This is a genomic window from Amycolatopsis orientalis DSM 43388, assembly GCF_000411975.1.
Classification (GTDB): Bacteria; Actinomycetota; Actinomycetes; order Mycobacteriales; family Pseudonocardiaceae; genus Amycolatopsis; species Amycolatopsis orientalis_D.
The window spans coordinates 16015-39109 of the sequence record NZ_ASXG01000030.1 but is presented as its reverse complement, the minus strand read 5'-3'; the positions used below and the strand labels follow the sequence as shown (position 1 = coordinate 39109).

Genomic DNA, 23095 nt, shown 5'->3' with positions numbered 1-23095 from the left:
CTCATGCCCGACCGCCTGTCCGCGCTGGACGCCTCGTTCCTGTACGTCGAGGACCAGACGACGCCGATGCACGTCGGGGGCGTGGCGATCTTCGAACGGCCGTCGTCCGGCTTCACCTACGAGCAGGTGCTCGACCTCGTCGGCGCGCGGCTGGCGTTCCTGCCCCGCTACCGCCAGCGCGTGCTCGCCGTGCCGGGGCACCTCGCGCGCCCGGTCTGGGTGGACGACGTCGACTTCGACCTCAACTACCACGTCCGCCGCTCCGCACTGCCCCAGCCGGGCAGCGACGACCAGCTGTTCGATCTGGTCGCGCGGCTGATGTCGCGGCGGCTCGCGCCGGAACGCCCGCTCTGGGAGGCGTATTTCGTCGAGGGGCTGGCCGGCGACCGGGTCGCGATGGTGACGAAAACGCATCAGTCCGTTGTGGACGGTGTCGGCACGATCGACCTCGGCCAGCTGATCCTCGACGAGACCCCGGAACCGCCCGAGCCGTTCGAGGACCTGTGGGCGCCGCGAAGCGAACCCAGCCGCACGCAACTGGTCCTCGACGCGATGAGCGAGACCGTGCAACGGCCCGGCGAGCTGATCGAAAACGTGCGCTCGATCGCCGGGGACGCGGTGACCACGGTGAGCAAGACCGTCGAAACGCTCGGTGGCGTCGCGGCGACCATCACCCGGCCCGCGCCGCCGGGGCCGTTGAATGTCCGGGTGTCCGGCGGCCGGGTGTTCTCGGTCGTGCGCACGCGGCTGGAGGATTTCCGCAAGATCCGTGCGGACCACGGCGGCACGGTCAACGACGTGATCCTGGCCGCGATCACCGGCGCGCTGCGGGAATGGCTGCTGTCGCGCGGGGAGAACCTCACACCGACCGAGACCGTGCGCGCGCTCGTGCCGATGGCGGTCACCGACGCCGAAACCGCCGAGTTCGCCACGCCCGCGCTGGTCGGCAACCAGGTCGCGGCGTATCTGATCGACCTGCCGGTCGGCGAGCCGAGCCCGGTCCTTCGGCTGCAGCACCTGGGCCACGCGATGGCCGAGCACCTGAATTCGGGAAGATCGGTGGCCGCGCGCGGGTTGCTGAAGGTGAGCGGATTCGCCCCGGCGACGCTGCATTCGCTCGGCGCGCGGGCGGGCGGATCGCTGTCCGGGCGGATTTTCAACCTGATGATCACGAATTCGCCCGGCCCGCAGGTGCCGATGTATGCCGGAGAGGCGAGACTGGTGGAGATGTTCCCGGTGATGCCGCTGATGCGCACGCAGGCGCTGGCGATCGGGGTCACCTCCTACCACGGCGGTGTCTACTTCGGACTGAACGGCGACCGCAAGGCCGCGTTCGACGTCGGCCTGCTCGGCGGGATGATCGAAGAAGCGCTGGAAGAGCTGAAGGGTGCGCACTGGTGAGGGTTTATCTGCCCGCGACGATCGCGATGCTGCGAGACCTGGAGGCGAACGGCGAGTTCCGAGCTCGCAGCGGCACCGGGTTCGCGTTGACGCCCGCCTTGCGCGAGGCGTACGCGAGCGGTTCCGACGAGGAGCTGGAGTACGCGGCTCTGCTGGACGCGGCCCGGGCTTCGCTGCGTCTGATCGCCGCCGAGGAGAAGGCCGAACCGCGGCGGGCGGTGGTGTCCGTGGACGTCGACGACGCGACGCTGCGGCCGGACCTGGACGCGGCCGTCGTACGCCTCGCCGGTCCGGTGCCGAAGTCGCGGATCGCGGCGATCCACGTCGACGCGGCCGAAGCCGAGGAGGCCGTGGCGGCCGCCGCGGCGGTGATCGACGCGGCTGATCTGGGCGACGAGGACGCGGAGTTCACCCTCGGCGACGCCGAAGACCACGAGCTGGCCTGGTACGCGCTGCAGGAGCTGCCGTTCCTGCTCGAACTGCTCTGACCGTCCGTGAAGGGCTCCTTGCGGGAATCTGATTCCCTCAAGGAGCCCTTCACGGACCGCACGCGGATCTCCGCCCGCACCCCGGCCCTGCGGGTCAGCCGCCGGTGAGGACGCCGACGTCCGCCGGTGCGGGAGCCTCGACGGTGACCGGGGTGTTCCAGTCCGTGTAGCGCGCCTTGACCGTGGCGACGCCGGTCTGGCCGGTGGCCTGCATGACCGGCGTCAGGTCGAGCACCAGCTGCATCGGCCGGTGCTGCGGGTCCAGCCAGAGGTCGAACGGGACGGCCTTGCCGCGGTCGCCGAGCCGGGTCAGGGCTTCGGCGGGCAGGCCGCCGGGCAGTTCGGAGCCGAGTTTCGCCAGGTCGACGGTCAGGTGATAGTGCTCGGCGGCGGCTCCGTCGAGGGTGGTTTCCTCGCTGGAGGCCACCGTCCCGGCGGTGCGGATCTGCGCGAGCGTGCGCGTCGGGTCGTTCTGCTCGGCCAGTTGCGCCAGGCTGCCGCCCAGCACCTGCGAAAGCGGATCGGTGCCGTCCGGCGACACCTTCACCCACGCTTTGTGGTCGCTGACCTGGTCGCGCGTGCTTTCCGGGACCTTCGCGTACAGCGTCTTGTCGAGCAGGCGCAGTTCGAGCGGCTCGCCGACGTAGTCCGTCGTCATCGACAGCGACGTTCCGGATGGATCGAATTTCGCCTGACCCTTCCCGTGGGACACGAGGGTGCCGGTGGTCACGTCAGCGGTGAACTTCGCGGTGTGGCCGGCCAGCGTCGCGGCCGAAGCGGCGTCGGCGAGGGCTCGGGCGTCGGTGAAGCGCTGCGGTTGCGGGGTGCTGGAACAACCCGTTGAGACGATCGCGAGCAGCGCGGCAACCCCCGCCACGGCCGTCCTGCGCATCCGAAAAACCCTCTCTGACCGGCCGTAAGGTGCCTCCAGCCAAGCACAACGGGCGAAGCGGCCCCGTTCGGGGGAACGCGTGCTACTGGCAGTAGCGCACAAAAACGGGCCCCGAGCCGGAGCGGCTCGGGGCCCGCGGAAAGCCTCGGGGATCAGTGCCCCATCTTCTTCATGATCTCGCCGAAGTCGGTGACCTGGTCGGCGGACGGCGCGGCCACGTCGACCGGCTTGCCCCAGTCGGTGTACTTGACGGTGATCTGGCCGCCGGCGGCTCCTGCCGCGCTCGCGCCGCCGAGCTGCTTCATCAGCTCCGACTGGTCCATCGTGACCTGCAGCGGAAGCTGGTCCTTGTCGATCCAGATCTCGGCCGGGATCTTGATGTTCTTGCCCGCGAGCATCTTCTTCATCTGCTCCTGGACCTCGGCCGGCTGGCCCTTCGCGTAGGTCTCGATGGACTTGCTGACGTCCAGCTCGACCTTGTAGTGGTTGACCTTCTCGCCGTTCAGCTCGACCTGGTCGGCTCCGACGATCTGGCCGGTCTTCGAGACCTGATCGAGGATCTGCGTCGGGTCGCTCTGCTGGGTCGACTGCGCCATGGCCTTGCTGAACGACTGCGACATCGGGTCGGTGGCGTCCGGCGAGATCTTCAGCCACGGCTTGTCGGTGCCGAACTGCTTGGCCTGCGCGGCCGGGACCTTCATGTAGAGGGTCTTGTCGACGTAGCGCATCTCGGTGGCGCCCTGCGGGGTGTTCATGGTCATCGCCATGGCGGAGTTCTCGCCGTCGAAGCGCATCGAGCCCTCGGCCTTGACGGACTGGCCGCCCATGGACATGTCCATGGTCATCTTCGCCGACTTGGCCTTCTCCGTACCCTGCTTCGCCGCGTCGGCCAGCTTGAGCGCGTCGCTGAACGGCGACGCCAGGCCGGACCCGCCGTCCTTGGACTGGCCGGCCTGCCCGGCCGGGGACGCGGTGCCGTTCTCGGTGCTCGAGCCGCAGCCCGTCAGCACCAGCGCCAGCGCCGCACCCGCGGCGACGGCGAACGTCGTGGTCTTGCGCATGGTTCTCCCCCTAGGAAGGAATCGGTCTACACCTGCGTTGTCGCCGGCCGGCCTCGGGGCCGCGTCCTTGCGGTCCGGTGCGCGGGTCACTGCCCGGGTGACTCCGCGAGGTCGCTTCTGTGACGCCGTCCGGCGGGAAAAGGTTCCCTCCGGACGGAGGAATTTTCCCCCGGTTTGTCCCCCGCTGGGCGCCTGCCCGCGTATCGGCGACGGCCGCGCGAGGTTACCGCCTCCAGGTCACGATTCGGTGCGGACGTCCCCTCCGCCCGCGCGCGACACCAGCAGCCTGCGCAGCGACGCCAGCCGTTCCGCTCCGGCGTTGCCGTCGTTGACCACGTCGTCCAGCGCGCAGTCCGGGTCCTCGGGCGGGCCGAGGTGGCCGCAGTTCGGCGGGCATTCCTCCGCCGCCTCGGCGAACTCCTCGAAGGCGTTCACGATGTCGTCCGCGGTCACGTGCGCGAGCCCGAACGACCGGACTCCCGGGGTGTCGACCACCCAGCCGCCGCCGGCCAGCGGCAGCGCCACCGCGGCGACCGACGTGTGCCGTCCCTTGCCGACCGAACTGACGTCGCCGGTCGCGAGGTCGGCGGCGGGCACCAGCCGGTTGACCAAGGTCGACTTGCCGACTCCGGAGTGGCCGACGAGGGCGGTGATCCGGCCGGCGAGGCGTTCGCGCAGGCCCTCGGGCTCCTCGTCGTGCCGGGTGACGACGGCCGGGACGTCCAGGCCCGCGTAGCCGGCGAGCAGCGAATCCGGGCTCGCGAGGTCGGATTTCGTCAGGCACAGCACGGGTTCCAGGCCGCCCGCGTAGCACGCGACGAGGCAGCGGTCGATGAATCCGGGCCGGGGAGGGGGATCGGCCAGCGAGGTGACGATCAGCAGCTGCGCGGCGTTGGCGACGACCACGCGTTCGTACGGGTCGGTGTCGTCGGCGGTGCGGCGCAGCACGCTGGTGCGCTCGTCGACGCGGACGATCCGGGCGAGGGTGTCCGGCCGTCCGGACACGTCGCCGACCAGCGCGACCAGGTCCCCGACGACCACCGAGACGCGGCCCAGCTCGCGGGCCCGCATGGCCGTCACGACGCGGTCCGGGTCGGCGTTGACCGCGCACCTCCAGCGGCCGCGGTCCTTGCCGATCACCATCGCGGTGACCGCGTCCGCGTGCTCGGGCCTGCGCTTGCTGCGTGGCCTGGTGCCTTTGCCGGGACGCACCCGCACGTCGGATTCGTCCAGCCGCCTCCAGTCGCCTCGCGCCAAGCCGCCCACGTCCTCCCGGTCGCCCTCTGCCTGGTCGAATGATCCCATGCCGGTCGCGCCGGGCCCGGTTTGCGTGCGACGATGGCGCTCGAGGCACCCCGAGGAGGTTGGCATGTGCGGCCGTTACGCCGCGACGAAAGACCCGGCGAAGCTGGTCGAGGAGTTCGCCGCGGTCGACCTGACCGAGGGCCGGGCGCGAGTGGACCACAACGTCGCGCCGACCAAGAACGTCGTGACCGTCGTGCAGCGGCATCCCCGCGACGCCGACGGGCTCGTCCTCGAGGACGAGCCGGCGCAGCGCTCGCTGCGGATCATGCGGTGGGGCCTGGTTCCGTTCTGGGCCAAGGATCCTTCGGCGGGTTCGCGGATGATCAACACCCGCGCGGAAACCGCGAAGGAAAAGCCCGCGTTCAAGCGCGCGCTGGCGTCGCGCCGCTGCCTCGTTCCCGCCGACGGCTGGTTCGAATGGCGGCGCACGGGCAAGGAGAAGGAGCCGTTCTACATGACGGATCCCTCCGGGAAATCGCTCGCCTTCGGCGGAATCTGGGAAAGCTGGCGGCCGAAGGACGACGCGGACGCCGAACCGCTGATCACCTTCTCGATCCTGACGACGGACGCCGCGGGCCAGCTCACCGACGTCCACCACCGGATGCCGCTGATCGTGCCGCGCGACAACTGGGCGGGCTGGCTCGACCCGGACCGGTCCGAAGTGGACGAACTGCTGACGCCGACGCCGCCCGCGATCGTCGAATCGCTGGAGCTGCGGCCGGTGTCGACCCTGGTGAACAACGTCCGCAACAACGGCCCGGAACTGCTGCGGCGCGCGGAAACCGAACAGCCCGTCGATTCGCTGTTCGACCTGTCATGACCACCCTCGAGATCGACACCGAACACGGACTCGCGCGGGCCGAGCTGCATTGCGCGCCGGACGGCGACGCGGTGCTGCTGCTCGGCCACGGAGCGGGCGGCGGCATCGGGGCGAAGGATCTCGTGGCGGTGGCGCAGGCGGCGAGGGCGGCTGGGATGCATGTGGCGCTGGTGGAACAGCCGTACCGGGTGGCCGGCCGCCGGGCGCCGGCTCCGGCCAAGCAGCTGGACGCGGCGTGGCTGACGGTGGCGGACGAGATCTCCGCCCGGTTCGACGACCTGCCGCTGGTGTTCGGCGGCCGTTCTTCCGGCGCCCGGGTGGCGTGCCGGACGGCTTCGGCCGGGCAGGCGGTCGCGGTGCTGTGCTTGGCTTTTCCGGAACATCCGCCGGGAAAGCCGGAGAAGTCGAGGCAGGCCGAACTCGACGCGGTCGAGGTGCCCGCGCTGGTGATCCAGGGGGAGCGGGATCCGTTCGGGCGCCCGTCGGCCGCTCCGCACCACGAGGTCGTGGTGGTGGCGGGGGACCACACGCTGTCGGCTGATCTGGACGCGGTGGCGCGGGCTGCCGCGGAATGGTTGGTGCGGGTGGTCCGGCCGCATCTGTGACGGTGCTGGCTGTGGATAGTTCGGGAACTCCTTCCCGCTGGTCAGGGCGCTTTCCGCGGAGTTGTCCACAACCTGGCCAGCCTGTGGGCAACTAGCGCGGAGGCAGGTTCCGGGTCCGCTCGTGCCGGTAGGCTGAGTACCGGCGTCAGGTCTTGAGGTACCAATCTTCGGCGAGGTGCATGATCGCGGGCGCGTCCGGCTGGTGGGGCGGCCAGCCCGGGTCGCCGTTCGTGGCGTAGCCGACCCACGCCGCGTGGGTGCGAGCGGCCAGCGCGGGGTCCGGTCGTCCCGCGCCGAGCAGGCCGGACTGGCCGTAGAGGCCGGGCAGCGCGGTGTGGTCGAACACGAACGGCAGCTCGGCGCAATGGCACGCGCCCAGCGGGTGGTCCGGTCCGGGCGGGGGCCACGCGAACTCGTAGACATGAGTGGGGTTCCCGGCCCTGCTGTGCGCGTCCGCGAGCCGCCGGTTGCTGGCTTCGTACGCCTCGGTCATTAAGCGCGCGGCCAGTTCGGCAGGGGACGCGCCGGGGAGTTGTGCCCGGGCGCGGGCGAGGGCCGCGGCGGGGTCCGGGAACCGGCGGGCGGCCGCGGCCTGCAGCGCGGCGTCGTCGAGGTTCGCGGAGTAGAGGTTCGCCTCGTCGGCGTTGGTGCCGATCAGGAGGCTGACCCGGGCCGGGTTCCCGGACGCGGGTTGGGCCGGCAGGGTTTGCTCGTCCAGGACCGGTTTGAACGCGCTGCTGCCCAGTGACGTATCGCGGAATCCGGCGATCGCCGCGGGCGGCATCGCGGTCGGTGCGGCGACCAGTCGCTCGTCGGGAAGCTCGCTCAGGCCGGCCGCGGTCGGTGCCACCCCGAGCACGTCGGCTGTCGCGCGCGTGATCAGGTCCGCCTTCTCGACCGGGAACGCGCACTCGCCGCTTCCGCTCTGGCTGATCGCCCGGCGGAACAAGCCCGCGGCACCCGGGCTGACGAGCAAGGCCGAGACCAGCATCGCCCCGGCGGACTGTCCGGCCACCGTGACATTGCCGGGGTCGCCGCCGAACGCCGCGATGTTCTCGGCGACCCAGTGCAGTGCCGCGAGCGCGTCGAGCAGGCCGCGGTTGGCCGGGGCGTCCGGCAGCCGCAACCACCCGGCGACCCCGAGGCGGTACTGCACCGTGACCAGGACAACGCCGTCGCGGGCGAAGGTGTCGCCGGCGTAGAGCTCGGTCTGCCCGGTGCCCGCGGTGAACCCGCCGCCGTGGAAGAAGACCAGAACCGGCAGGCCGCGCGTCGCCGGGTCGGGCGTGCTGATCGTGACCGACAGGTAGTCCGCGCCAGGGACCCAGCCCGAACCCAGTACTGGCCGCAGGTCGACCCCGCCGAAATCACGCCGGGCAGCCGGCGCGGTCGGTCCCGGCCGGGTGGCGTCGCGAACGCCGTCCCAGCGTGGCGCCGGGGCGGGTGCTTGGAATCGCGCGGCACCGGACATCGGTGCGGCGTAAGGAATCGCGCGAAACGTGTGCACCCCGTTCGCCGCGACACCCCGTGCTCGTCCAGCGGCGGTGGAAACCACGGTCATGCGCCGGACCCCCACCGAGTAACGGCGAACTTCGCACCGTCCCGGACGATCTCGACGGCCGGTCCGGTGCCGTCGTGCGCGGGGAAAACCAGGGCGTGGTCGTCGGCGGCCTGGCCGAGCAACCGGTGCCGGGTCGCCGCGGCCTGCGCCGGGTCCTCGCAGAAACAACTGCTGAGGCCGGGTTCGGCGAATTGCAGCGGGTGGTGCAGCAGATCGCCGACGAACAGCGCCCGATCGGCGCCGGAACGCACGGTCAGCACGCACGACCCCGGCGTGTGTCCCGGCGCCGGTTCGAGCCCGAGGGCGCCGTCGATGTCGTAGCCGTCCTCCCACAAAACCGCTTGTCCACTGTGGACTACCGGAGCGACGCTGTCGGCGAAGACGTTTTCGTTCGCCCGGGCCAGTTTCGGCCGGTGCGGCCCGGCCGGATCCCAGAAGTCGTGGTCGGCGCGCGGCAGCAAGTAGGTCGCGTTCGGGAACGCCGGACGCCATTCGCCATCGTCGAGCACGGTGTTCCAGCCGACGTGATCGGCGTGCAGGTGCGTGTTCACGACGAAGTCGACCTCTTCCGGCACGACGCCCGCCGCGGCCAGCCGGTCGAGAAACCCGGTGCGCAGCTGGTGAAACGCCGGGGTCCCGGGCCGGTCCTTGCCGTCGCCTGCCCCGGTGTCGACCAGGATCGTGGCACCCCCGCTGCGCAGCACCCACGTCTGCACGCAGGTGCGCAGCAGCCCGGACTGGCGGTCCCAGGAATCCGCGGGCAGCCGGGGTTCGTGCGCCCGCCAGGTTTCCTCGGCGAGGCCGGGAAACATCGCTTCGGGCGGACGGGTGGTTCCTTCGTACTCCAGGACGCGGGTCGCGGTCACTGCGCCCAGGACGATCGGGTCGGTCATGCGGTCACTGCCACCATTCTGGCTAGTTCAGGCGAGAACAATGCTATTGATGCCTTATCCATGCGTTCAGAGCTTAGAATACGCCTGATTAAGTCAAAGGTGGGCTTGGATAGGCTTCACCGGCCCGAACCTGAAGGAGGCGCCCGGTGGCCGACGACGGCGTGCTGGACGACATCGACCTCGACCTGGTCGCGGCGCTGCAGCACGCGCCGCGCGCGCCGTTCGACGTGCTGGCTCGCGTCCTGGACAGCTCGGCGCGCACGGTCGGGCGGCGCTACGGCCGGATGCTGGACGACGGACTGCTCCGCGTGATCTGCGAGGTCGACTGGTCGCTGCTCGCCGAGGGGCCGCCCGCGCACGTGTGGCTCGGCACCGAACCCGGCCGGTCTCGTGCGGTCGCGGAGGCGCTGGTGCGGCGGGACGACACCACGCACGTCGCGCTTGCCTCCGGCCGTGGCGAGGTTTACGCCGTGGTCCACGGGATGACGCGCGGTGCCACGGCCCGTGCGCTGCTCGACGCGATCCCCGCGGTGCCCGGAATCCGCTCGATGCGCACGGAGTCCGCACTGCGGCGGCTCACCAGTTCCGCGGCGTGGCGGCTGCGCCGGCTGACCCGTGAGCAGGAGGAGGCGCTCGCTATGCACGCGGGGGTCGCGGCGGAGGAATCCGGCGGCGAGCTAGGTCCGCTGGAACGCGAAGTCGCGGCGGTCCTGCGCGACGACGCGCGGACGTCGTACTCGGACGTCGCTCGCGCGCTCGACATTTCCGAGTCCAGGGCTCGCCGCGTCGCGACCTCGATGTTCGGGTCCGGGCTGCTGCGGCCTCGCGTCGAGATCGAGCCCGGAAAGCTCGGGTACCAGGTCGAGGCTGTCCTCGGCATTTCCTGCCCGCCGGCCGCGACGGCCCGGCTCGGCGCCGCGATCGCCGCGCACCCGGCGACCCGGTTCCTCGCACTCACCGCGGCGGCGTCCACCTTCGTCTTCGACGGCGTCTTCCGCGGCGAAGAGGACCTGGCCGAGTTCGTCAGCGGCGGTTTTCCCGGCAGCGACGAGGTCACCGCCGTCGAATGCACGCTCCAGCTGGAGGTGCTGAAACGCTATTGGCGCGCGACGGCCGCCTGACTGATCCGTCCAGTGCCAGGGTGGATCCCATGACTGGCAACGCTTCCGACGAGGCCCTAGCCAACGACTACGACACCTTCGGCGAGGCCTACGCGATCGAAACCGAGCACAGTCTCATCAACGCCTACTACACGCGCCCCGCGATTCTCGCCCTCGCCGGCGACGTGACCGGCCGGAAGATCCTCGACGCGGGCTGTGGCGCCGGGCCGCTGCTCGCCTCGCTGCGGGACCGCGGCGCGCAGGTGAGCGGATTCGACTCCAGCGCCACCATGGTCGAGCTGGCCCGGAAAAGACTCGGCGCGGACGCGGACCTCCGGGTCGCCGACCTCAGCCAGCCGCTGCCCTACGCCGACCAGGCGTTCGACGACGTCATCTCGGCCTTGGTGCTGCACTACCTGGAGGACTGGTCCGCCCCGCTGGCGCAGCTGCGGCGGATCATCCGGCCCGGCGGGCGGCTGATCCTGGCCGTCAACCATCCGATCCTCTACAAATTCGCGCACCCCGAGGGCAACTACTTCGCCGTCGAACGCTGGTCCGAGGAATACACCTTCAACGGCCAGCGGGGCGTGCTCGCGTACTGGCACCGCCCGCTGCACGCGATGACCGACGCTTTCACCCAGGCCGGTTTCCGCATCTCGGTGGTCAGCGAGCCGTACCCGGCTGAGGGCGCCAAGGAAAAGTTCCCCGACGAAATGCGGGGCAAGGAAGCCTTCCTCTGCTTCCTGTTCTTCGTCCTCGAAGCACCCGAAGCACCCGACGCCGGTTAACCCGCCGCGATCCCGGCCACGACCGCGCCGGTCAGCCGGACCAGCTCGGCCGGATCCAGTTCCACCTCGAGCCCGCGGCGGCCGCCGGAGCAGTACATCGTCGGGTAGTTCAGCGCCGAGCTGTCCAGCACCACGGGCAGCCGGCTGCGGTGGCCGAGCGGAGAGATCCCGCCGAGCACGTACCCGGTGGCGCGCTGGGCGGCGGCCGGGTCGGCCATTTTCGCCTTCTTGCCGCCCGCCGCCGCGGCGAGGGCTTTCAGGTCCAGGTGGCCGGTGACCGGCACCACGCCGACGACGAGCTTCCCGTCGACGTCCGCCACCAGCGTCTTGAACACCCGCCCGGGCTCCAGGCCCAGCGCCTCCACCGCCTCCAGCCCGAACGACTCGGCCCGCGGATCGTGGTCGTAGGTGTGCACGGTGTGCGCGATTTTCTGCTTCTGCAGCAGCGCCGTCGCCGGTGTGCCCTTGCCCGCCATGCGAGCGAGTCTACGAACCGGCCGGGAATGCCTGGTCGGCACACTCTGTTGTAGACATCGTGACCACGACGCTCGCCATTCCCCGCACCGGCAGGAGCCGTCCCGGGACCGGCTTTCCCACCCCCCGCGTAAACTCGGTGCTGCCGTATGCGCAGACGCGCATCGACGCCGAACGGGAAGGGAACGGTTTGCCGAGCACCCCCAACTCCGCGCCGGAGACGGCGGCCGACGAACTGGAGCTCGCGGAGCGCTTCGAGCGCGACGCGATGCCCCTGCTCGACCAGCTATACGCGGCCGCGATGCGGATGACCCGCAACCCGTCCGACGCCGAGGACCTGGTCCAGGAAACCTACCTGAAGGCGTACGCGGCGTTCGCGTCCTTCAAGGCGGGCACGAACCTCAAGGCGTGGATGTACCGCATCCTCACCAACACCTACATCAACGGCTATCGCAAGCGTCAGCGGCAGCCGGTGCAGCAGCCCACGGACGAGATCAGCGACTGGCAGATCGCCCGGGCGGAAAGCCACACCTCGAGCGGCCTTCGCTCGGCCGAGGTCGAGGCGATGGACAACCTCCCGGACACCGACGTCAAGGCCGCTTTGCAGAAGCTGCCCGAGGAGTTCCGGCTCGCGGTCTACCTCGCCGACGTCGAGGGCTTCGCGTACAAGGAGATCGCCGAGATCATGGACACTCCGATCGGCACCGTGATGTCCAGGCTGCACCGCGGCCGCGCCCAGCTGCGCGACCTGCTGGCCGACGTCGCGCGCGAGCGCGGCTTCATCCGGGGGAACCGCGAGGAGGTGGCGAAACGATGAGCTCGGAAGACGTGCCCGCGGAGAAGATGCCCTGCGAGGACGCGCTCGCGGAGATCTACCTGCTGCTGGACCGCGAATGCAGTCCGGAGCGGGACGCGGAACTGCGCAGGCACATCGAGGACTGCCCGCCGTGCCTCGAGGAGTACGGCATCGACGAGCAGATCAAGGCCTTGCTCGCCCGCAAATGCGGCGGCGACCTCGCCCCGGCGGAGCTGAAGAGCAGGCTGCGCGCCTCCATCCGGCAGACCGTCGCCACGCAGGGCGGCGTCACCATGGAGCGCACCGAGATCACCGTGGAACAGCGCACCACCAGCGACTGAGCCCCCTGCACGACAACGGCCCCCGTACCGAATCCGGTGCGGGGGCCGCGTCAGGTCCGGGCGCGGACTCAGGCGTTGGGCTTCTTGCCGTGGTTGGCGCCGTTCTTCTTGCGGTCGCGACGCTTGCGGGCGCGCTTCGACATGTTCTCTCCTCGGGTGTCCGCTGAGTGTCCCGGGGCGGGGTTCGACACACCGGCCGGGAACGGGTCAACCGTGCCAGTGTGTCATGCGGCCTCCGTGCTCCTCGGCGGCACCCGCGCCTACGCTCTGGTTGGATGGACTTCAGGAGGTGCGCAGGCATGAACGAACCCACCGCATTCGAGGGCGGCCGGTAGCCGTGTCGACCCTTTCCGACCTGCTCGCCGAGAACACCGGCCTTCCCGGCGAAGCGGCCGACCACCTGCAGACCGTCGTCGCCGAGTGGCAGCTGCTGGCCGACCTTTCGTTCGCCGACTTCCTGCTGTGGGTTCCGGTTTCCGCCGAACTTCAGCCCGACGGCGGCGATTTCGTGTGCGTCGCGCACGCCCGGCCGACGACCGCGCCCACCGCGCATCCCGAGGACGTCGTCGGTACCCGGTTCACCGTGGACGAGCACCCGCAGCTGGCCAAGGCCATGCGCGAGGTCAAGATCTGCCGCGAGGAAGACCCGCACTGGTACCGCGACCTGCCGATGCGCCGCGAAGCGGTGCCGGTGAGCTTCGGCGGCGAGGTGATCGCCGTGCTGAGCCGCGAGACCAACCTGGCCGCGCCGCGCGTGCCGAGCCCGCTGGAAATCGCGTATCTCGGCAGCGCGGGCGACCTGTGCCAGATGATCGTGGACGGCACCTTCCCGCCGGCGGGCGGGAACCAGACCGACACGCACACCAGCCCGCGCGTCGGCGACGGTCTCGTCCGGCTCGACCAGGCCGGCACCGTGGTCTTCGCCAGCCCCAACGGCCTGTCCGCCTACCACCGGATGGGCCACGAATCCGACCTCGTCGGACAGCGGCTGGCCCCGCTCACCCGGTCGCTGATCCGCGACCCGTTCGACGCCACCGAGGTGTCGCACCGGATCATCGAGGCCCTCGACGGCAAGCCGTCCACGCGCACCGAGGCCGACTCGAAGCGCGGCGCGGTGGTGCTGTTCCGGGCGCTGCCGCTGCGCCCGGCCGGTCAGCCCGCGGGCGCGTTGGTGCTGGTCCGCGACGTCACCGAGGTCAAGCGCCGCGACCGCGCGCTGATGTCGAAGGACGCCACGATCCGCGAGATCCACCACCGCGTGAAGAACAACCTGCAGACGGTCGCCGCGCTGCTGCGGTTGCAGTCGCGGCGCACCACGAGCGAAGAGGCCCGGCTGGCGCTGGGCGAATCGGTGCGGCGGGTGTCGTCGATCGCGATGGTGCACGAGGCGCTGTCGATTTCCGTCGACGAGCGCGTGGACCTGGACAAGCTGCTCGACAACGTGCTCCCGATGGTCGGCGAGGTCGCCACCGCGGAATCGAAGGTCGGGATGACGCGCAAGGGCTCGTTCGGCGTGGTCGTGGCCGAGATCGCGACGCCGCTGGTGATGGTGCTCGCCGAACTGGTGCAGAACGCGATCGAGCACGCGTTCCCGCAGGGACGGCCGGGCAAGGTCGAGCTGATCGTGGAACGGTCGGCGCGGTGGCTGGACATCCTGATCCGAGACAACGGCCGGGGCCTGCCGTCCGGGTTCTCGCTGGAACGCAGCGACGGCCTGGGGTTGCAGATCGTGCGGACGCTCGTCGAATCGGAGCTGCGCGGCTCGCTTTCGCTGCGCCAGGTCCGGACTGACGAGGCGGGCAACCGCGTGCCGGGCACCGAAGCGGCACTGCGGATTCCGTTGTCCCGGCGGCTCTAGAAAGACCGGCGACAGGCTGCTCGCCGTCGACATCCACAAGGCCGAGCACATCGCCGTAACCAGAGAATTCTTGCCGGGCAAGGGTTTCCGCCCGTCCGGTACTTCCAGCGCATGGAACATCCCCTGGAGGCCGTCGGCGAGGCAGCGAGTCCGGACTGATTCCGCTTCGAACACTGGACGCGGGATCTCGACGAGGATTTCCGGCTGGTCCGCAATCAGTCCTATGTGGACCATTGGGGCGCGCCGCAGACTTGCCAGCGTGGTCCTCGCGCACGCGCTGCGGGCTGCGGCCGAGCAGGGGTACGACCAGACCAGCCTTGTCGCGGATTCGGCGAGCGCTTCCGGTGCTCCCGGAGTTTCCGAGCGGGCCGGGTGGGCGCTCGAAGCCTGAAGCGTCCACTGTGGACCCCAGACGCGTTGAAGGGCCGGTACCAGTGAAGCGTGTGGTACCGGCCCGTTCAACGTTCCGCGGGAGGACTTGGATAGTCCTGGGCGAGGCGGCACCCGGATGCGGGGTGGCCGACCTCGGTTGTTACGCTCGAACCGGGTATGTGTCGCCATGTGCGGCACGGGCACGCGAATGCCCGCCGGGCGAAAGTCCGGTCCGAGGTGGTGCAGCTGGTTCTGGGTACTGCAGCTGAGTCCGAAAGACTCAGGCGGTGGTACGCGTGCCGATGTGCGTACGGCGGCGCTTGAGCGCGCGTCGCTCGTCTTCGCTCATTCCGCCCCAGACGCCGGCGTCCTGGCCGCTGGCCAGAGCCCAGGCCAGGCAGTCGGAAGCCGCGGGGCAGCGGTGGCACACGGCCTTCGCCTCGGAGACCTGCAGCAGAGCCGGACCGCTGGTTCCCACCGGGAAGAACAGCTCGGGGTCCTCGTCTCGGCAGGCCGCGTCGTGGCGCCAGTCCATGTTCGTGAGCTCCTTCACAGTGACGCGGGAGGGCCGCGCCACAGTAGTGGCGGTCGTGTTTTTGGGTGCTTGTGAATGCTTTCACGAAGCACCGAGTTCGACAAGGGTTTCGAGAAGATCGGTGAGTCAGCTCACCCGGCCGAGCTATGCCTCTGACCTGCGGTTTCGTTCTGAAAAGCTCCGCTCGCCGGAAGGCCGGTGCGGTGAACGGAGGGTTTGCGTCGCCGAGCGGCAGAACGCACTTTGCCGCGGGCGATCAGCGGCCGTTTCGTCATCCGACTACGGTGAGTGCATCCGGGACGCTCTGGAACTCGACCCGGGTGCGCTGCCCGACGAGGTCCCCGTCGACCTGGAAGTTGACCGGTTCAGCTGCGTCGATGCGGATCAGTGGCACATCGTCGCGGCGCAGCAGACGGCGGCCGTGCTGATCGCTCTCCGTGAGGAGAGCTTGCCGTACATGCGTGAACACGGTGGGCAATCGCAGACCGCTCAACGCGAACAGGCCCAAACCGGTCTCGAACGAGCAGCCGGAGTTGAGGTGGACCGGGCGTTCCCCGAGGTACGTCCACGGATCGGTGTTGGACACGAACGCCGTCACCGCCTCGGCCGGTTCCTCGCCCGGGATCCGGACGGTCAGCGTCGGCCGCCCGAGCGGCGGGCGGAAGTAGGAGCGCACCGCGGCGCGCAGATAGAGGCTCGCGCTGGTTTGCTTGCCGCGCCGTTTCGCGACGCGGCCGACGACGTCGGCGTCCCAGCCGAGGCCCGCGTTGAAGGTGAACCAGTGCCCGTCGGCCAGCCCGAGGCCGATCCGCCGGGTCCGTTCGGTTTCCAGCGCGGTGAGCAATTGGTGGGTCGCCTCGACCGGATCGGAGGGAAGGCCGACCGCTCGGGCGAACACGTTGGCCGAGCCGCCCGGCACGACGCCGAGCATCGGGACGGACCCGGAGCGTCCGGGAGCGCCCGCGGAATCGGCGAGGAGCCCGTTGACGACCTCGTTGACCGTGCCGTCGCCGCCGTGCGCCACGACCAGGTCGAAGCCGTCGCGGGCCGCCGAACGGGCCACCGCGAGCGCGTGCCCGCGGTAGTCGGTTTCGACGACGTCGAGCTTCACCTGGCTGGCCAGCGCGTGCGCCAGCACGTCCCGGCCACCCGCGGTGGTCGAGGTGGCCTGGGGGTTCACGACGAGGATGGCGCGCACTACCGCAGGGTAAGTGCTTTCTGCCCGGCAGACGTACCTTCAGCGCCACATGGTGACGCGAAGCTCAGCCGCTTGCGCACGCCGTCCCGGCTCGGTGACCTGTGGCAACCCTGTGGCGGGCGATCCTCCTTCGCAGACGGCGAAACCTCCGCGCGTCGTGACAAGTGCACCCGGGCCGACCGCCCGCTCATCGACGACTGATCCGATTTTCTCCGCGAGCCGCCGCCCCGGAAAACGGCCGACCGGGTGGCATACGATCGGTAGTGCTCACGCACGGTGACTCGCGCTGGTCGGGTGGCTGTGCCCCGGCAAGTTCCCCGCCCCGCAGCTGAAAGGGCCGCGCCCGTGTCGCATCCCGAGAACCCGCCGCCCGCCCCGTTCGAGGTCCGCCTCGCCGGCGTCCTGACCGGGCTGCCCGGGCTGGGCCTGTTGGTCTTCGGCGTGGTGCTGCTGGTGCACGGGCTGCGCACGCCGCCGATCCCGGGCAACAACGTGTGGGCCGAGTTCGGCACCTACGCCGTGCTGGCGCTGATCTTCCTGGCCGCCTCGGTCGGCCTGCTGCTCGGGCAGACGTGGGCGCGTTCGCCCGGCGTCGTCGTGGCGCTGCTGCTGATCGGGGTCGGCTGGTACCTGCTCGGGCCGTCCGGGCAGCCGCTGTGGGGCGTGCCGATCGGGTTGTGCGGGCTGGCGGCGCTGGTGCTGCTGTTCCGGCGTCCGTCGCGGGCGTGGGCGCTCGGAATGCACGACGACGAGACCGAGGAAGAAGCCGCCGAGCGCGGCGGGCTCGCGGGGCGGCGGGCCGAGCGGGAGCGGCGCGAACAGGACTGAGCGGACTGCGCGACCGGATCCGCCGAGGGGAATCCCGTCGGTACCGCTGGACCGGCCCGCCTGTGTGCCACCGACGTCACCTGCGGCGGCCCGGCGAGCACCGGAGCCGACCTCGGCCCGGCGGAACCGGGATCCGCGCTGAACCAGATCGTCGACGCGCCGCTATCTGGTCGACGGGCTGCCCGAGGAGCAGAGCCCGCCGGGGGCTTCACGCCTCTTTCGCCAGCACCTTCAACGGCTCGTCAGTCAGCCGGTACACCGACCATTCGTCCTGCGGCAACGCGCCCAGTGCCCGGTAGAAGCCGACCGCCGGGTTCCAGTTCAGCACCGACCACTCCAGCCGGTGGTAGCCCTTCTCCACGCATTCCGCGGCGAGCGTCGCCAGCAGCACCTTGCCGAGACCCGAACCGCGCTGTTCCTCGCGCACGTACAGGTCTTCCAGGTAGATCCCGTGCGTGCCGCGCCAGGTCGAGAAGTTCAAGAACCACAACGTGAATCCGGCGATCTCGCCGTCCACTTCGGCCACGTGGCCGAACAGCGCCGGGGACTCGCCGAACAGCGCGCCGTGCAGCTGCTCGGAGGTCAGGTGGCATTCCTGCGGGGCACGTTCGTACTCGGCCAGCGCGTAGACGAGCTCCACGACGGCGTCGACGTCTTCCGGCCGGATCCGCCGTACGCGGGGGTCGGTCACTTCATCCCTCCAACGCGGGCAGCAGGTTCAGGTGCTCGATCTGCGGTTCGCCGCGCTCGTCGCCGAGCACCGCGAGACCGGCCGGGTCCAGTCCGAAGTGGACACCGGAGGTGCCGGGCAGGCCGAGCCAGCGCGCGACGAGCACGCGGCTGAAATGCCCGTGTCCCACCAGGACGACGTCACCGTTCTCGATTTCGCGGCGGGCCCGGTCGAGTACCTTGTCCGCGCGCGCCTGCACGTCTTCCGCGCTTTCGCCGCCGGGGATCGGGTGCGTCCACACCGTCCAGTCCGGAACCGTCTCGCGGATCGTCGGCGTGGTGACGCCTTCGTAGTCGCCGTAGTCCCATTCGGCCAGGTCTTCGGTGACCTCGTCCACGCGCAGGCCGGCGAGCTCCGCCGTGCGCAGCGCGCGGCCGCGCGGGCTGGACAGCACCAGCCCGGGTCCGCCGAGCAGGGTCCGCAGGGTGCCGCCCGCCGCGCGCGCCTGTTCCTCGCCCGCCGGGGTCAGCGGGATGTCGGTGCGCCCGGTGTGCCTGCCGTTCGACGACCATTCGGTCTGGCCGTGCCGGAGAAGAAAGAGCCGATGTGCCACGCGGCCGAATATAGCCGGGGCTGGTTTGCCCGGCAGGCTCGTCGTGTGCTTCGCTACTGGAGAGTAACTTCACTTGGGAGGTGCCGATGGGTACGCCGTCGACGTACGGGCTGTGGCGCAAGCTGGCCGCCAAACCGGGTGGCAAGCAGCTGTTTTCCGCCGCGATGTGCCTGCGCGTGCCCTACTTCTGCACCGTGCTGCCCAGCATCCGGGAGATCCGCCCCGGCTACTGCGCGGTGACCGCGCCGAAGTGGTGGGGTGTGCACAACCACATCCGCACCTTCCACGCGATCGCCGCCTGCAACCTCGCCGAAATCGCGATGGGCATGCTGGCCGAGGCCACCGTCCCGGCCACGCATCGGTGGCTGCCCAAGGGCATGGAAGTGAGTTACGTCGCGAAGGCCGAAACGGGGTTGCGCGCGATCGCCGAATTGCCGGAGCTTCCCGAGTTCGGCGACCAGGGGTTCGATCTTCCGGTTCCGGTGCGCGTCGTGGACTCTCGCGGGACCGAGGTGGTCACCGCGACGATCACGGTGTGGGTAACCCCCAAGAAAGCCGCCTGACCGGCGAAAGCGGTCCGTCTCGTTACCCCGGCCGAGTGAAACTTAACACCGTTTACTGGGCAAATGCGAATGACGTTCGTTTTAGCCTTGCCAGGGTGCGCGCCGCCGCGTCAGCATGCCGGGCATGGCCTCCCTCAACCGTCGCCGATTTCTCGGCCTCGCCGCGCTGAACTCCGCCGCGGCCCTTGGACTGACCAGCATTTCGGCGACTTCCGCACGCGCCGCGACGGTGGCGAAGCTGCCGGACTATTCGCCCGCGGTCGTGATCGGCACCGGATATGGCGCGGCGGTCACCGCGCTGCGGCTCGGCGAGGCGGGCGTGCCCACGGTGATGCTCGAAATGGGCCAGCTGTGGAACGAGCCGGGCCCGGACGGCAAAGTCTTCTGCGACATGCTGAAGCCGGACCGGCGGTCGATGTGGTTCAAGAAGCGCACGGAAGCGCCGCTCGCGTCGTTCCTGTGGCTGGACCTCGCGAACCACGACATCGATCCCTACGCCGGGGTGCTGGACCGGGTGAACTACGGCGGGATGTCGGTCTACGTCGGGCGCGGCGTGGGCGGCGGGTCGCTGGTGAACGGCGCGATGGCGGTGCAGCCGAAGCGTTCGTACTTCGAGGAAATCCTGCCGCAGGTGGACGCCGACGAGATGTACGGCAAGTACTACCCGCGCGCGAACGCGGGCCTCGGCGTGAACCACATCGATCCGGACTGGTTCGAGACGTGCAAGTCCTACCAGTTCGCGCGCGTTTCCCGGAAAGCCGCGCAGAAAACCGGGTTGAAGACGACGTTCGTCCCGAGCGTCTACGACTTCGAGTACCTGAAGAAAGAAGAAGCGGGCACGGTCGAACGCTCGGCGCTGGCTTCCGAGGTCATCTACGGCAACAACCACGGCAAACGTTCGCTGGACAAGACGTATCTCGCCGCCGCGCTCGGCACCGGGCACGTGACCATCCAGACCCTGCACGAGGTCCGCGAAATCATCCAGCAGCCGGACGGCACGTACACGCTCGTCGTGCGCGAGTCGGACGCGCTCGGGAACGTGCTCGCCACCAAGCACCTGTCCACGAAGTACCTGTTCCTCGGCGCGGGCAGCCTCGGTTCGACCGAACTGCTGGTGCGGGCCCGGGACACCGGCCGGCTGCCGCGGCTGTCCGAGGCCGTCGGCCAGGGCTGGGGCACCAACGGCAACGTGATGCTCGGCCGCGCCAACCACGTGTGGGACACGACCGGCAGCCTCGAAGCCGGAATGCCCGCGCTCGGCATCGACGACTGGGACAACCCGACGCATCCGGTGTTCGCCGAGATCGCGCCGGTGCCCGCCGGGCTCGAAACCTGGGCGAGCCTGTACCTGGCGATCACCAAGAATCCCGAACGCGGCCACTTCACCTACGACGCCGCCAGCGATTCGGCGAAACTGCAGTGGACGCCGGACCAGGGGCAGCCGTCGATCGACGCGGCGAAATCGCTGTTCGACCGGATCAACAAGGCGAACTCGACGATCTACCGCTACGACCTCTTCGGCGACACGCGGGTGTTCGAGAACCGCTTCACCTACCACCCGCTCGGCGGATTGGTGCTCGGCGACGCGACGGACAACTACGGGCGCGTGAAGGGATACCGGAACCTGTATGTGACGGACGGTTCGCTGATTCCGGGCAGCACCGGCGTGAACCCGTTCGTGACGATCACCGCGCTGGCCGAGCGCAATATCGAACGGGTCATCGCCGAGGACGGCGTGCGCGCCTAGCGCTGCGTTGCCCGCAGCTTTTCGTAGTACGCCACGCAATCGGAGTAGGACGGCAGCAGGCCCTGGTCGAGCGCTTCGGCCAGGGTCGGCGCCGCTTTGTCCTTTTCGGACACAATGGGCGCCAGATCGGCGGGCCACGGCAGGTCCAGTGCCGGATCGAGCGGGTTGACGCCGTGCTCGCCGGCCGGGTTGTACGGCTCCGAGCACAGATACGCCATCACGGTGTTGTCTTCCAGCGCGATGAAGGCGTGCCCGATTCCTTCGGCCACGTACACCGCGCGGAACTCGGCCGAGTCGAGCCGCACCGCGTCCCATTCGCCGAACGTCGGCGAGCCGACGCGCAGGTCCACCACCACGTCCAGCAGCGACCCGCTCGGGCAGTAGACGTACTTCGCCTGCCCCGGCGGAGTGTCGGCGAAATGCACGCCGCGGATCGAACCCGCGCGGGAAACGCTGTGGTTCGTCTGCGCGACGCGCAGCGGATGCCCGGTCGCGCGGACGAGCGCTTCCTCCTGGAACGGCGCGACGAAAAGCCCGCGTTCGTCGGGGAAGACCCGGGGGACGAACTCGAATGCGCCGGAGACCTTGAGCGGGCGGAAGTCCATGGCCGCCACCCTATCGAGTGCGTTTTCCGGGCCGGGACGGAACTGCTTCCGAAACCGGACGGACGTCTTGGGAATGGGCGAATCTGTGACATGAGCCGCACCGAGGGGTCGGGCCCGACCGGGGGCCTGTCATGATTGACGGACCGCAGCGTCGGCGGCCATCGCCACACCCCACGGATCGGATGGCCGTGCAGACGCCTCGCCGACAGGCCGGCGCTACCGCGCTGGGCTGCCGTCCGGAGGACGAGTTCCCACTCTCGCCGGGTGCGTCTTCGCCCGTCGACCAGGTGGTCCCCCGCTCGCAGTCCCAGGAGTACGTTCGATGACCCAGACCCATCCGCCCGCTTCCGTCAATCCCACGACAGGTTCTCCGATGACCGACCAGGCCAGCACCGTCGCGGCCGTGACCGACGCCGAGATCTTCACCGGGCACGAGGGCGGCAAGCTCTCCGTGGCGGCGACCCGGCCGATCTCCGACCCGCGCGACCTCTCGATCGCCTACACGCCCGGCGTGGCGAAGGTGAGCCGCGCGATCGCCGAGGACGCGGCCAAGGCGAAGCGGTACACCTGGGCGGACCGGCTCGTGGCAGTGGTCAGCGACGGCACCGCGGTGCTCGGCCTCGGGGACATCGGCGCGAGCGCTTCCCTTCCGGTCATGGAGGGCAAATCGGTCCTCTTCAAGACCTTCGGCGGGCTGGACTCGATCCCGCTGGTGCTCGACACCACCGACGTCGACGAGATCGTCGAGACCCTGGTCCGGCTGCGCCCGTCGTTCGGCGCGGTCAACCTCGAGGACATTTCCGCGCCGCGCTGCTTCGAGCTGGAGGACAAGCTCAAGGAAGCGCTGGACTGCCCGGTCATGCACGACGACCAGCACGGCACCGCGATCGTCACCCTCGCCGCGCTGCGCGGCGCGAACCTGGTCCTCGGCCGCGACATCGCCGGCGAGCGGGTCGTGGTGTCCGGGGCGGGCGCGGCCGGGGTGGCCTGCGCGAAGATCCTGCTCGCGGCGGGCGTCGCGGACGTGACGGTGCTCGACTCGCGCGGCATCGTCCACGCCGGACGCGACGACCTGAACCCGATCAAGCGGCAGCTGGTGGAGACCACGAACAAGGCCGGGCTGACCGGCGGTCTCGCCGAGGCGCTGCGCGGGGCGGACGTGTTCCTCGGGCTGTCCGGCGCGACGATCGATCCGTCGCTGCTGTCCACGATGGCCGATGACGCGATCGTGTTCGCGCTGTCCAACCCGGACCCGGAGGTGCACCCGGCGGTCGCCGCCCAGCACGCGGCGATCGTCGCCACCGGGCGGAGCGACTTCCCGAACCAGATCAACAACGTGCTGGCGTTCCCGGGCGTCTTCCGGGGAGCGCTGGACGCCGGGGCGCGGGCGATCACGGAGAACATGAAGCTGGCCGCCGCGGAGGCGATCGTGGCGGTGGCGTCGGACGATCTCGGGCCGGACCGGATCGTGCCCAGCCCGCTGGACCCGCGAGTCGCGCCCGAGGTGGCCGCGGCGGTGGCCAAGGCCGCGGAGCAGGACGGCGTGACCGGCTGAGGTTTTTCCTGGGAAGGGCTCTCCGG

The 23095-nt window shown here is 70.2% G+C and carries 26 protein-coding genes; 14 read left to right on the top strand and 12 right to left on the bottom strand.

All coding sequences use genetic code 11. The annotated features are described in order from the left end of the window. Positions 1-3: 3 nt before the first annotated feature. Positions 4-1401 (top strand): WS/DGAT/MGAT family O-acyltransferase, encoded by a 1398-nt coding sequence (locus L942_RS05305; RefSeq protein ID WP_037355579.1) that lies wholly within the window; start codon positions 4-6, stop codon positions 1399-1401. Then, positions 1398-1889 carry a DUF6912 family protein gene (locus tag L942_RS05300; RefSeq protein WP_106964804.1) on the top strand — a complete coding sequence of 164 codons (492 nt, stop codon included), beginning with the start codon at positions 1398-1400 and terminating at the stop codon, positions 1887-1889. Before L942_RS05305 ends, L942_RS05300 begins: the two co-directional genes overlap by 4 nt. 94 nt (positions 1890-1983) lie before the next feature. Here the strand turns inward: L942_RS05300 and L942_RS05295 are convergent, their stop codons facing one another. The 3 genes from L942_RS05295 to rsgA form a co-directional block, all read right to left on the bottom strand. Beyond that, complete coding sequence (locus L942_RS05295) at positions 1984-2781, bottom strand: hypothetical protein (protein ID WP_037355577.1); 798 nt, start codon at positions 2779-2781, stop codon at positions 1984-1986. 152 nt (positions 2782-2933) lie between these two features. Beyond that, entirely contained in the window at positions 2934-3842 is a 909-nt protein-coding gene (locus L942_RS05290; RefSeq protein ID WP_037355575.1) for a hypothetical protein, read from the bottom strand. A 237-nt stretch (positions 3843-4079) separates the two neighbouring features. Further along, the gene (gene rsgA / locus L942_RS05285) at positions 4080-5099 is read right to left on the bottom strand and encodes a ribosome small subunit-dependent GTPase A (protein WP_037355680.1); all 1020 of its coding nucleotides are present in this window, start codon (positions 5097-5099) and stop codon (positions 4080-4082) included. 112 nt (positions 5100-5211) lie between these two features. On the opposite strand from rsgA, the gene L942_RS05280 reads away from it, so the two are divergent. Then, the gene (locus L942_RS05280; RefSeq protein WP_037355573.1) at positions 5212-5967 is read left to right on the top strand and encodes an SOS response-associated peptidase; all 756 of its coding nucleotides are present in this window, start codon (positions 5212-5214) and stop codon (positions 5965-5967) included. Further along, positions 5964-6572, top strand: a complete 609-nt coding sequence (locus L942_RS05275) for an alpha/beta hydrolase family protein (RefSeq protein ID WP_037355571.1) — start codon at positions 5964-5966, stop codon at positions 6570-6572. Before L942_RS05280 ends, L942_RS05275 begins: the two co-directional genes overlap by 4 nt. 145 nt (positions 6573-6717) lie before the next feature. Here the strand turns inward: L942_RS05275 and L942_RS05270 are convergent, their stop codons facing one another. Together L942_RS05270 and L942_RS05265 are read right to left on the bottom strand one after the other, a co-directional pair. Beyond that, entirely contained in the window at positions 6718-8133 is a 1416-nt protein-coding gene (locus L942_RS05270; RefSeq protein ID WP_037355678.1) for a carboxylesterase/lipase family protein, read from the bottom strand. Then, entirely contained in the window at positions 8130-9026 is an 897-nt protein-coding gene (locus tag L942_RS05265) for an MBL fold metallo-hydrolase (RefSeq protein WP_037355569.1), read from the bottom strand. Before L942_RS05265 ends, L942_RS05270 begins: the two co-directional genes overlap by 4 nt. 146 nt (positions 9027-9172) lie before the next feature. On the opposite strand from L942_RS05265, the gene L942_RS05260 reads away from it, so the two are divergent. Both L942_RS05260 and L942_RS05255 read left to right on the top strand, forming a co-directional pair. Further along, a complete protein-coding gene (locus L942_RS05260) occupies positions 9173-10147 on the top strand; it encodes an Lrp/AsnC family transcriptional regulator (protein WP_051165730.1) in 975 nt (324 codons plus the stop codon). Positions 10148-10176: 29 nt separating this feature from the next. Then, complete coding sequence (locus L942_RS05255; protein ID WP_037355567.1) at positions 10177-10914, top strand: class I SAM-dependent methyltransferase; 738 nt, start codon at positions 10177-10179, stop codon at positions 10912-10914. Here L942_RS05255 and ybaK read toward each other — a convergent pair. Continuing rightward, positions 10911-11390 (bottom strand): Cys-tRNA(Pro) deacylase, encoded by a 480-nt coding sequence (ybaK, locus tag L942_RS05250; protein ID WP_037355565.1) that lies wholly within the window; start codon positions 11388-11390, stop codon positions 10911-10913. The two genes, L942_RS05255 and ybaK, sit on opposite strands and share 4 nt — an antisense overlap. A gap of 188 nt (positions 11391-11578) precedes the next feature. Between ybaK and L942_RS05245 the strand changes: the two genes are divergently transcribed. Together L942_RS05245 and rsrA are read left to right on the top strand one after the other, a co-directional pair. After that, positions 11579-12205 carry a sigma-70 family RNA polymerase sigma factor gene (locus tag L942_RS05245; protein WP_037355674.1) on the top strand — a complete coding sequence of 209 codons (627 nt, stop codon included), beginning with the start codon at positions 11579-11581 and terminating at the stop codon, positions 12203-12205. After that, positions 12202-12525, top strand: a complete 324-nt coding sequence (rsrA, locus tag L942_RS05240; RefSeq protein ID WP_037355563.1) for a mycothiol system anti-sigma-R factor — start codon at positions 12202-12204, stop codon at positions 12523-12525. The genes L942_RS05245 and rsrA overlap by 4 nt, the downstream gene beginning before the upstream one ends. Before the next feature lie 68 nt (positions 12526-12593). Here rsrA and L942_RS46275 read toward each other — a convergent pair whose 3' ends face one another. Continuing rightward, complete coding sequence (locus tag L942_RS46275; protein WP_098515123.1) at positions 12594-12668, bottom strand: 50S ribosomal protein bL37; 75 nt, start codon at positions 12666-12668, stop codon at positions 12594-12596. 194 nt (positions 12669-12862) lie between these two features. Here L942_RS46275 and L942_RS05235 point away from each other — a divergent pair, with 194 nt between their 5' ends. Continuing rightward, positions 12863-14383, top strand: coding sequence for a sensor histidine kinase (locus tag L942_RS05235; protein WP_037355561.1), 1521 nt, complete (start codon positions 12863-12865; stop codon positions 14381-14383). A gap of 259 nt (positions 14384-14642) precedes the next feature. Next, positions 14643-14774 carry a hypothetical protein gene (locus L942_RS45820; RefSeq protein ID WP_268745711.1) on the top strand — a complete coding sequence of 44 codons (132 nt, stop codon included), beginning with the start codon at positions 14643-14645 and terminating at the stop codon, positions 14772-14774. A gap of 261 nt (positions 14775-15035) precedes the next feature. On the opposite strand, the gene L942_RS05230 is transcribed toward L942_RS45820, so the two are convergent. Next, a complete protein-coding gene (locus L942_RS05230) occupies positions 15036-15290 on the bottom strand; it encodes a WhiB family transcriptional regulator (RefSeq protein WP_009082948.1) in 255 nt (84 codons plus the stop codon). 271 nt (positions 15291-15561) lie between these two features. After that, on the bottom strand, positions 15562-16488 hold the full coding sequence (locus tag L942_RS05225; protein ID WP_037355559.1) for a diacylglycerol/lipid kinase family protein: 927 nt from the start codon (positions 16486-16488) through the stop codon (positions 15562-15564). A 345-nt stretch (positions 16489-16833) separates the two neighbouring features. Here L942_RS05225 and L942_RS05220 point away from each other — a divergent pair, with 345 nt between their 5' ends. Beyond that, positions 16834-17316: a hypothetical protein gene (locus tag L942_RS05220; RefSeq protein ID WP_037355557.1), complete on the top strand. Its 483-nt coding sequence runs from the start codon at positions 16834-16836 to the stop codon at positions 17314-17316. A gap of 208 nt (positions 17317-17524) precedes the next feature. Here the strand turns inward: L942_RS05220 and L942_RS05215 are convergent, their stop codons facing one another. Both L942_RS05215 and L942_RS05210 read right to left on the bottom strand, forming a co-directional pair. After that, positions 17525-18007: a GNAT family N-acetyltransferase gene (locus tag L942_RS05215; protein WP_037355555.1), complete on the bottom strand. Its 483-nt coding sequence runs from the start codon at positions 18005-18007 to the stop codon at positions 17525-17527. 1 nt (position 18008) lies between these two features. After that, positions 18009-18599, bottom strand: a complete 591-nt coding sequence (locus L942_RS05210) for an acid phosphatase (RefSeq protein ID WP_037355553.1) — start codon at positions 18597-18599, stop codon at positions 18009-18011. Between the two features lie 86 nt (positions 18600-18685). Between L942_RS05210 and L942_RS05205 the strand changes: the two genes are divergently transcribed. Next, positions 18686-19162 (top strand): hotdog fold domain-containing protein, encoded by a 477-nt coding sequence (locus L942_RS05205; protein WP_037355551.1) that lies wholly within the window; start codon positions 18686-18688, stop codon positions 19160-19162. 124 nt (positions 19163-19286) lie between these two features. Continuing rightward, positions 19287-20909, top strand: coding sequence for a GMC oxidoreductase (locus tag L942_RS05200; protein WP_037355550.1), 1623 nt, complete (start codon positions 19287-19289; stop codon positions 20907-20909). On the opposite strand, the gene L942_RS05195 is transcribed toward L942_RS05200, so the two are convergent. Continuing rightward, the gene (locus L942_RS05195; protein ID WP_037355547.1) at positions 20906-21514 is read right to left on the bottom strand and encodes a dTDP-4-dehydrorhamnose 3,5-epimerase family protein; all 609 of its coding nucleotides are present in this window, start codon (positions 21512-21514) and stop codon (positions 20906-20908) included. The genes L942_RS05200 and L942_RS05195 overlap by 4 nt on opposite strands. A gap of 373 nt (positions 21515-21887) precedes the next feature. Between L942_RS05195 and L942_RS05190 the strand changes: the two genes are divergently transcribed. Then, complete coding sequence (locus L942_RS05190; RefSeq protein ID WP_037355672.1) at positions 21888-23069, top strand: NAD(P)-dependent malic enzyme; 1182 nt, start codon at positions 21888-21890, stop codon at positions 23067-23069. The last annotated feature ends 26 nt before the right edge of the window (positions 23070-23095 follow it).

What these genes read in the sequence shown, in the direction of transcription:
- L942_RS05270 (WP_037355678.1), bottom strand. Translation starts at nt 8,133, where the DNA reads ATGACCGTGGTTTCCACCGCCGCTGGACGAGCACGGGGTGTCGCGGCG.
- L942_RS05255 (WP_037355567.1), top strand. Translation starts at nt 10,177, where the DNA reads ATGACTGGCAACGCTTCCGACGAGGCCCTAGCCAACGACTACGACACC.
- L942_RS05295 (WP_037355577.1), bottom strand. Translation starts at nt 2,781, where the DNA reads ATGCGCAGGACGGCCGTGGCGGGGGTTGCCGCGCTGCTCGCGATCGTC.
- L942_RS05230 (WP_009082948.1), bottom strand. Translation starts at nt 15,290, where the DNA reads ATGGACTGGCGCCACGACGCGGCCTGCCGAGACGAGGACCCCGAGCTG.
- L942_RS05280 (WP_037355573.1), top strand. Translation starts at nt 5,212, where the DNA reads ATGTGCGGCCGTTACGCCGCGACGAAAGACCCGGCGAAGCTGGTCGAG.
- L942_RS05190 (WP_037355672.1), top strand. Translation starts at nt 21,888, where the DNA reads ATGACCGACCAGGCCAGCACCGTCGCGGCCGTGACCGACGCCGAGATC.
- L942_RS05290 (WP_037355575.1), bottom strand. Translation starts at nt 3,842, where the DNA reads ATGCGCAAGACCACGACGTTCGCCGTCGCCGCGGGTGCGGCGCTGGCG.
- L942_RS05200 (WP_037355550.1), top strand. Translation starts at nt 19,287, where the DNA reads ATGGCCTCCCTCAACCGTCGCCGATTTCTCGGCCTCGCCGCGCTGAAC.
- ybaK (WP_037355565.1), bottom strand. Translation starts at nt 11,390, where the DNA reads ATGGCGGGCAAGGGCACACCGGCGACGGCGCTGCTGCAGAAGCAGAAA.
- L942_RS05205 (WP_037355551.1), top strand. Translation starts at nt 18,686, where the DNA reads ATGGGTACGCCGTCGACGTACGGGCTGTGGCGCAAGCTGGCCGCCAAA.
- L942_RS05305 (WP_037355579.1), top strand. Translation starts at nt 4, where the DNA reads ATGCCCGACCGCCTGTCCGCGCTGGACGCCTCGTTCCTGTACGTCGAG.
- L942_RS05275 (WP_037355571.1), top strand. Translation starts at nt 5,964, where the DNA reads ATGACCACCCTCGAGATCGACACCGAACACGGACTCGCGCGGGCCGAG.
- rsrA (WP_037355563.1), top strand. Translation starts at nt 12,202, where the DNA reads ATGAGCTCGGAAGACGTGCCCGCGGAGAAGATGCCCTGCGAGGACGCG.
- L942_RS05195 (WP_037355547.1), bottom strand. Translation starts at nt 21,514, where the DNA reads ATGGACTTCCGCCCGCTCAAGGTCTCCGGCGCATTCGAGTTCGTCCCC.
- L942_RS05265 (WP_037355569.1), bottom strand. Translation starts at nt 9,026, where the DNA reads ATGACCGACCCGATCGTCCTGGGCGCAGTGACCGCGACCCGCGTCCTG.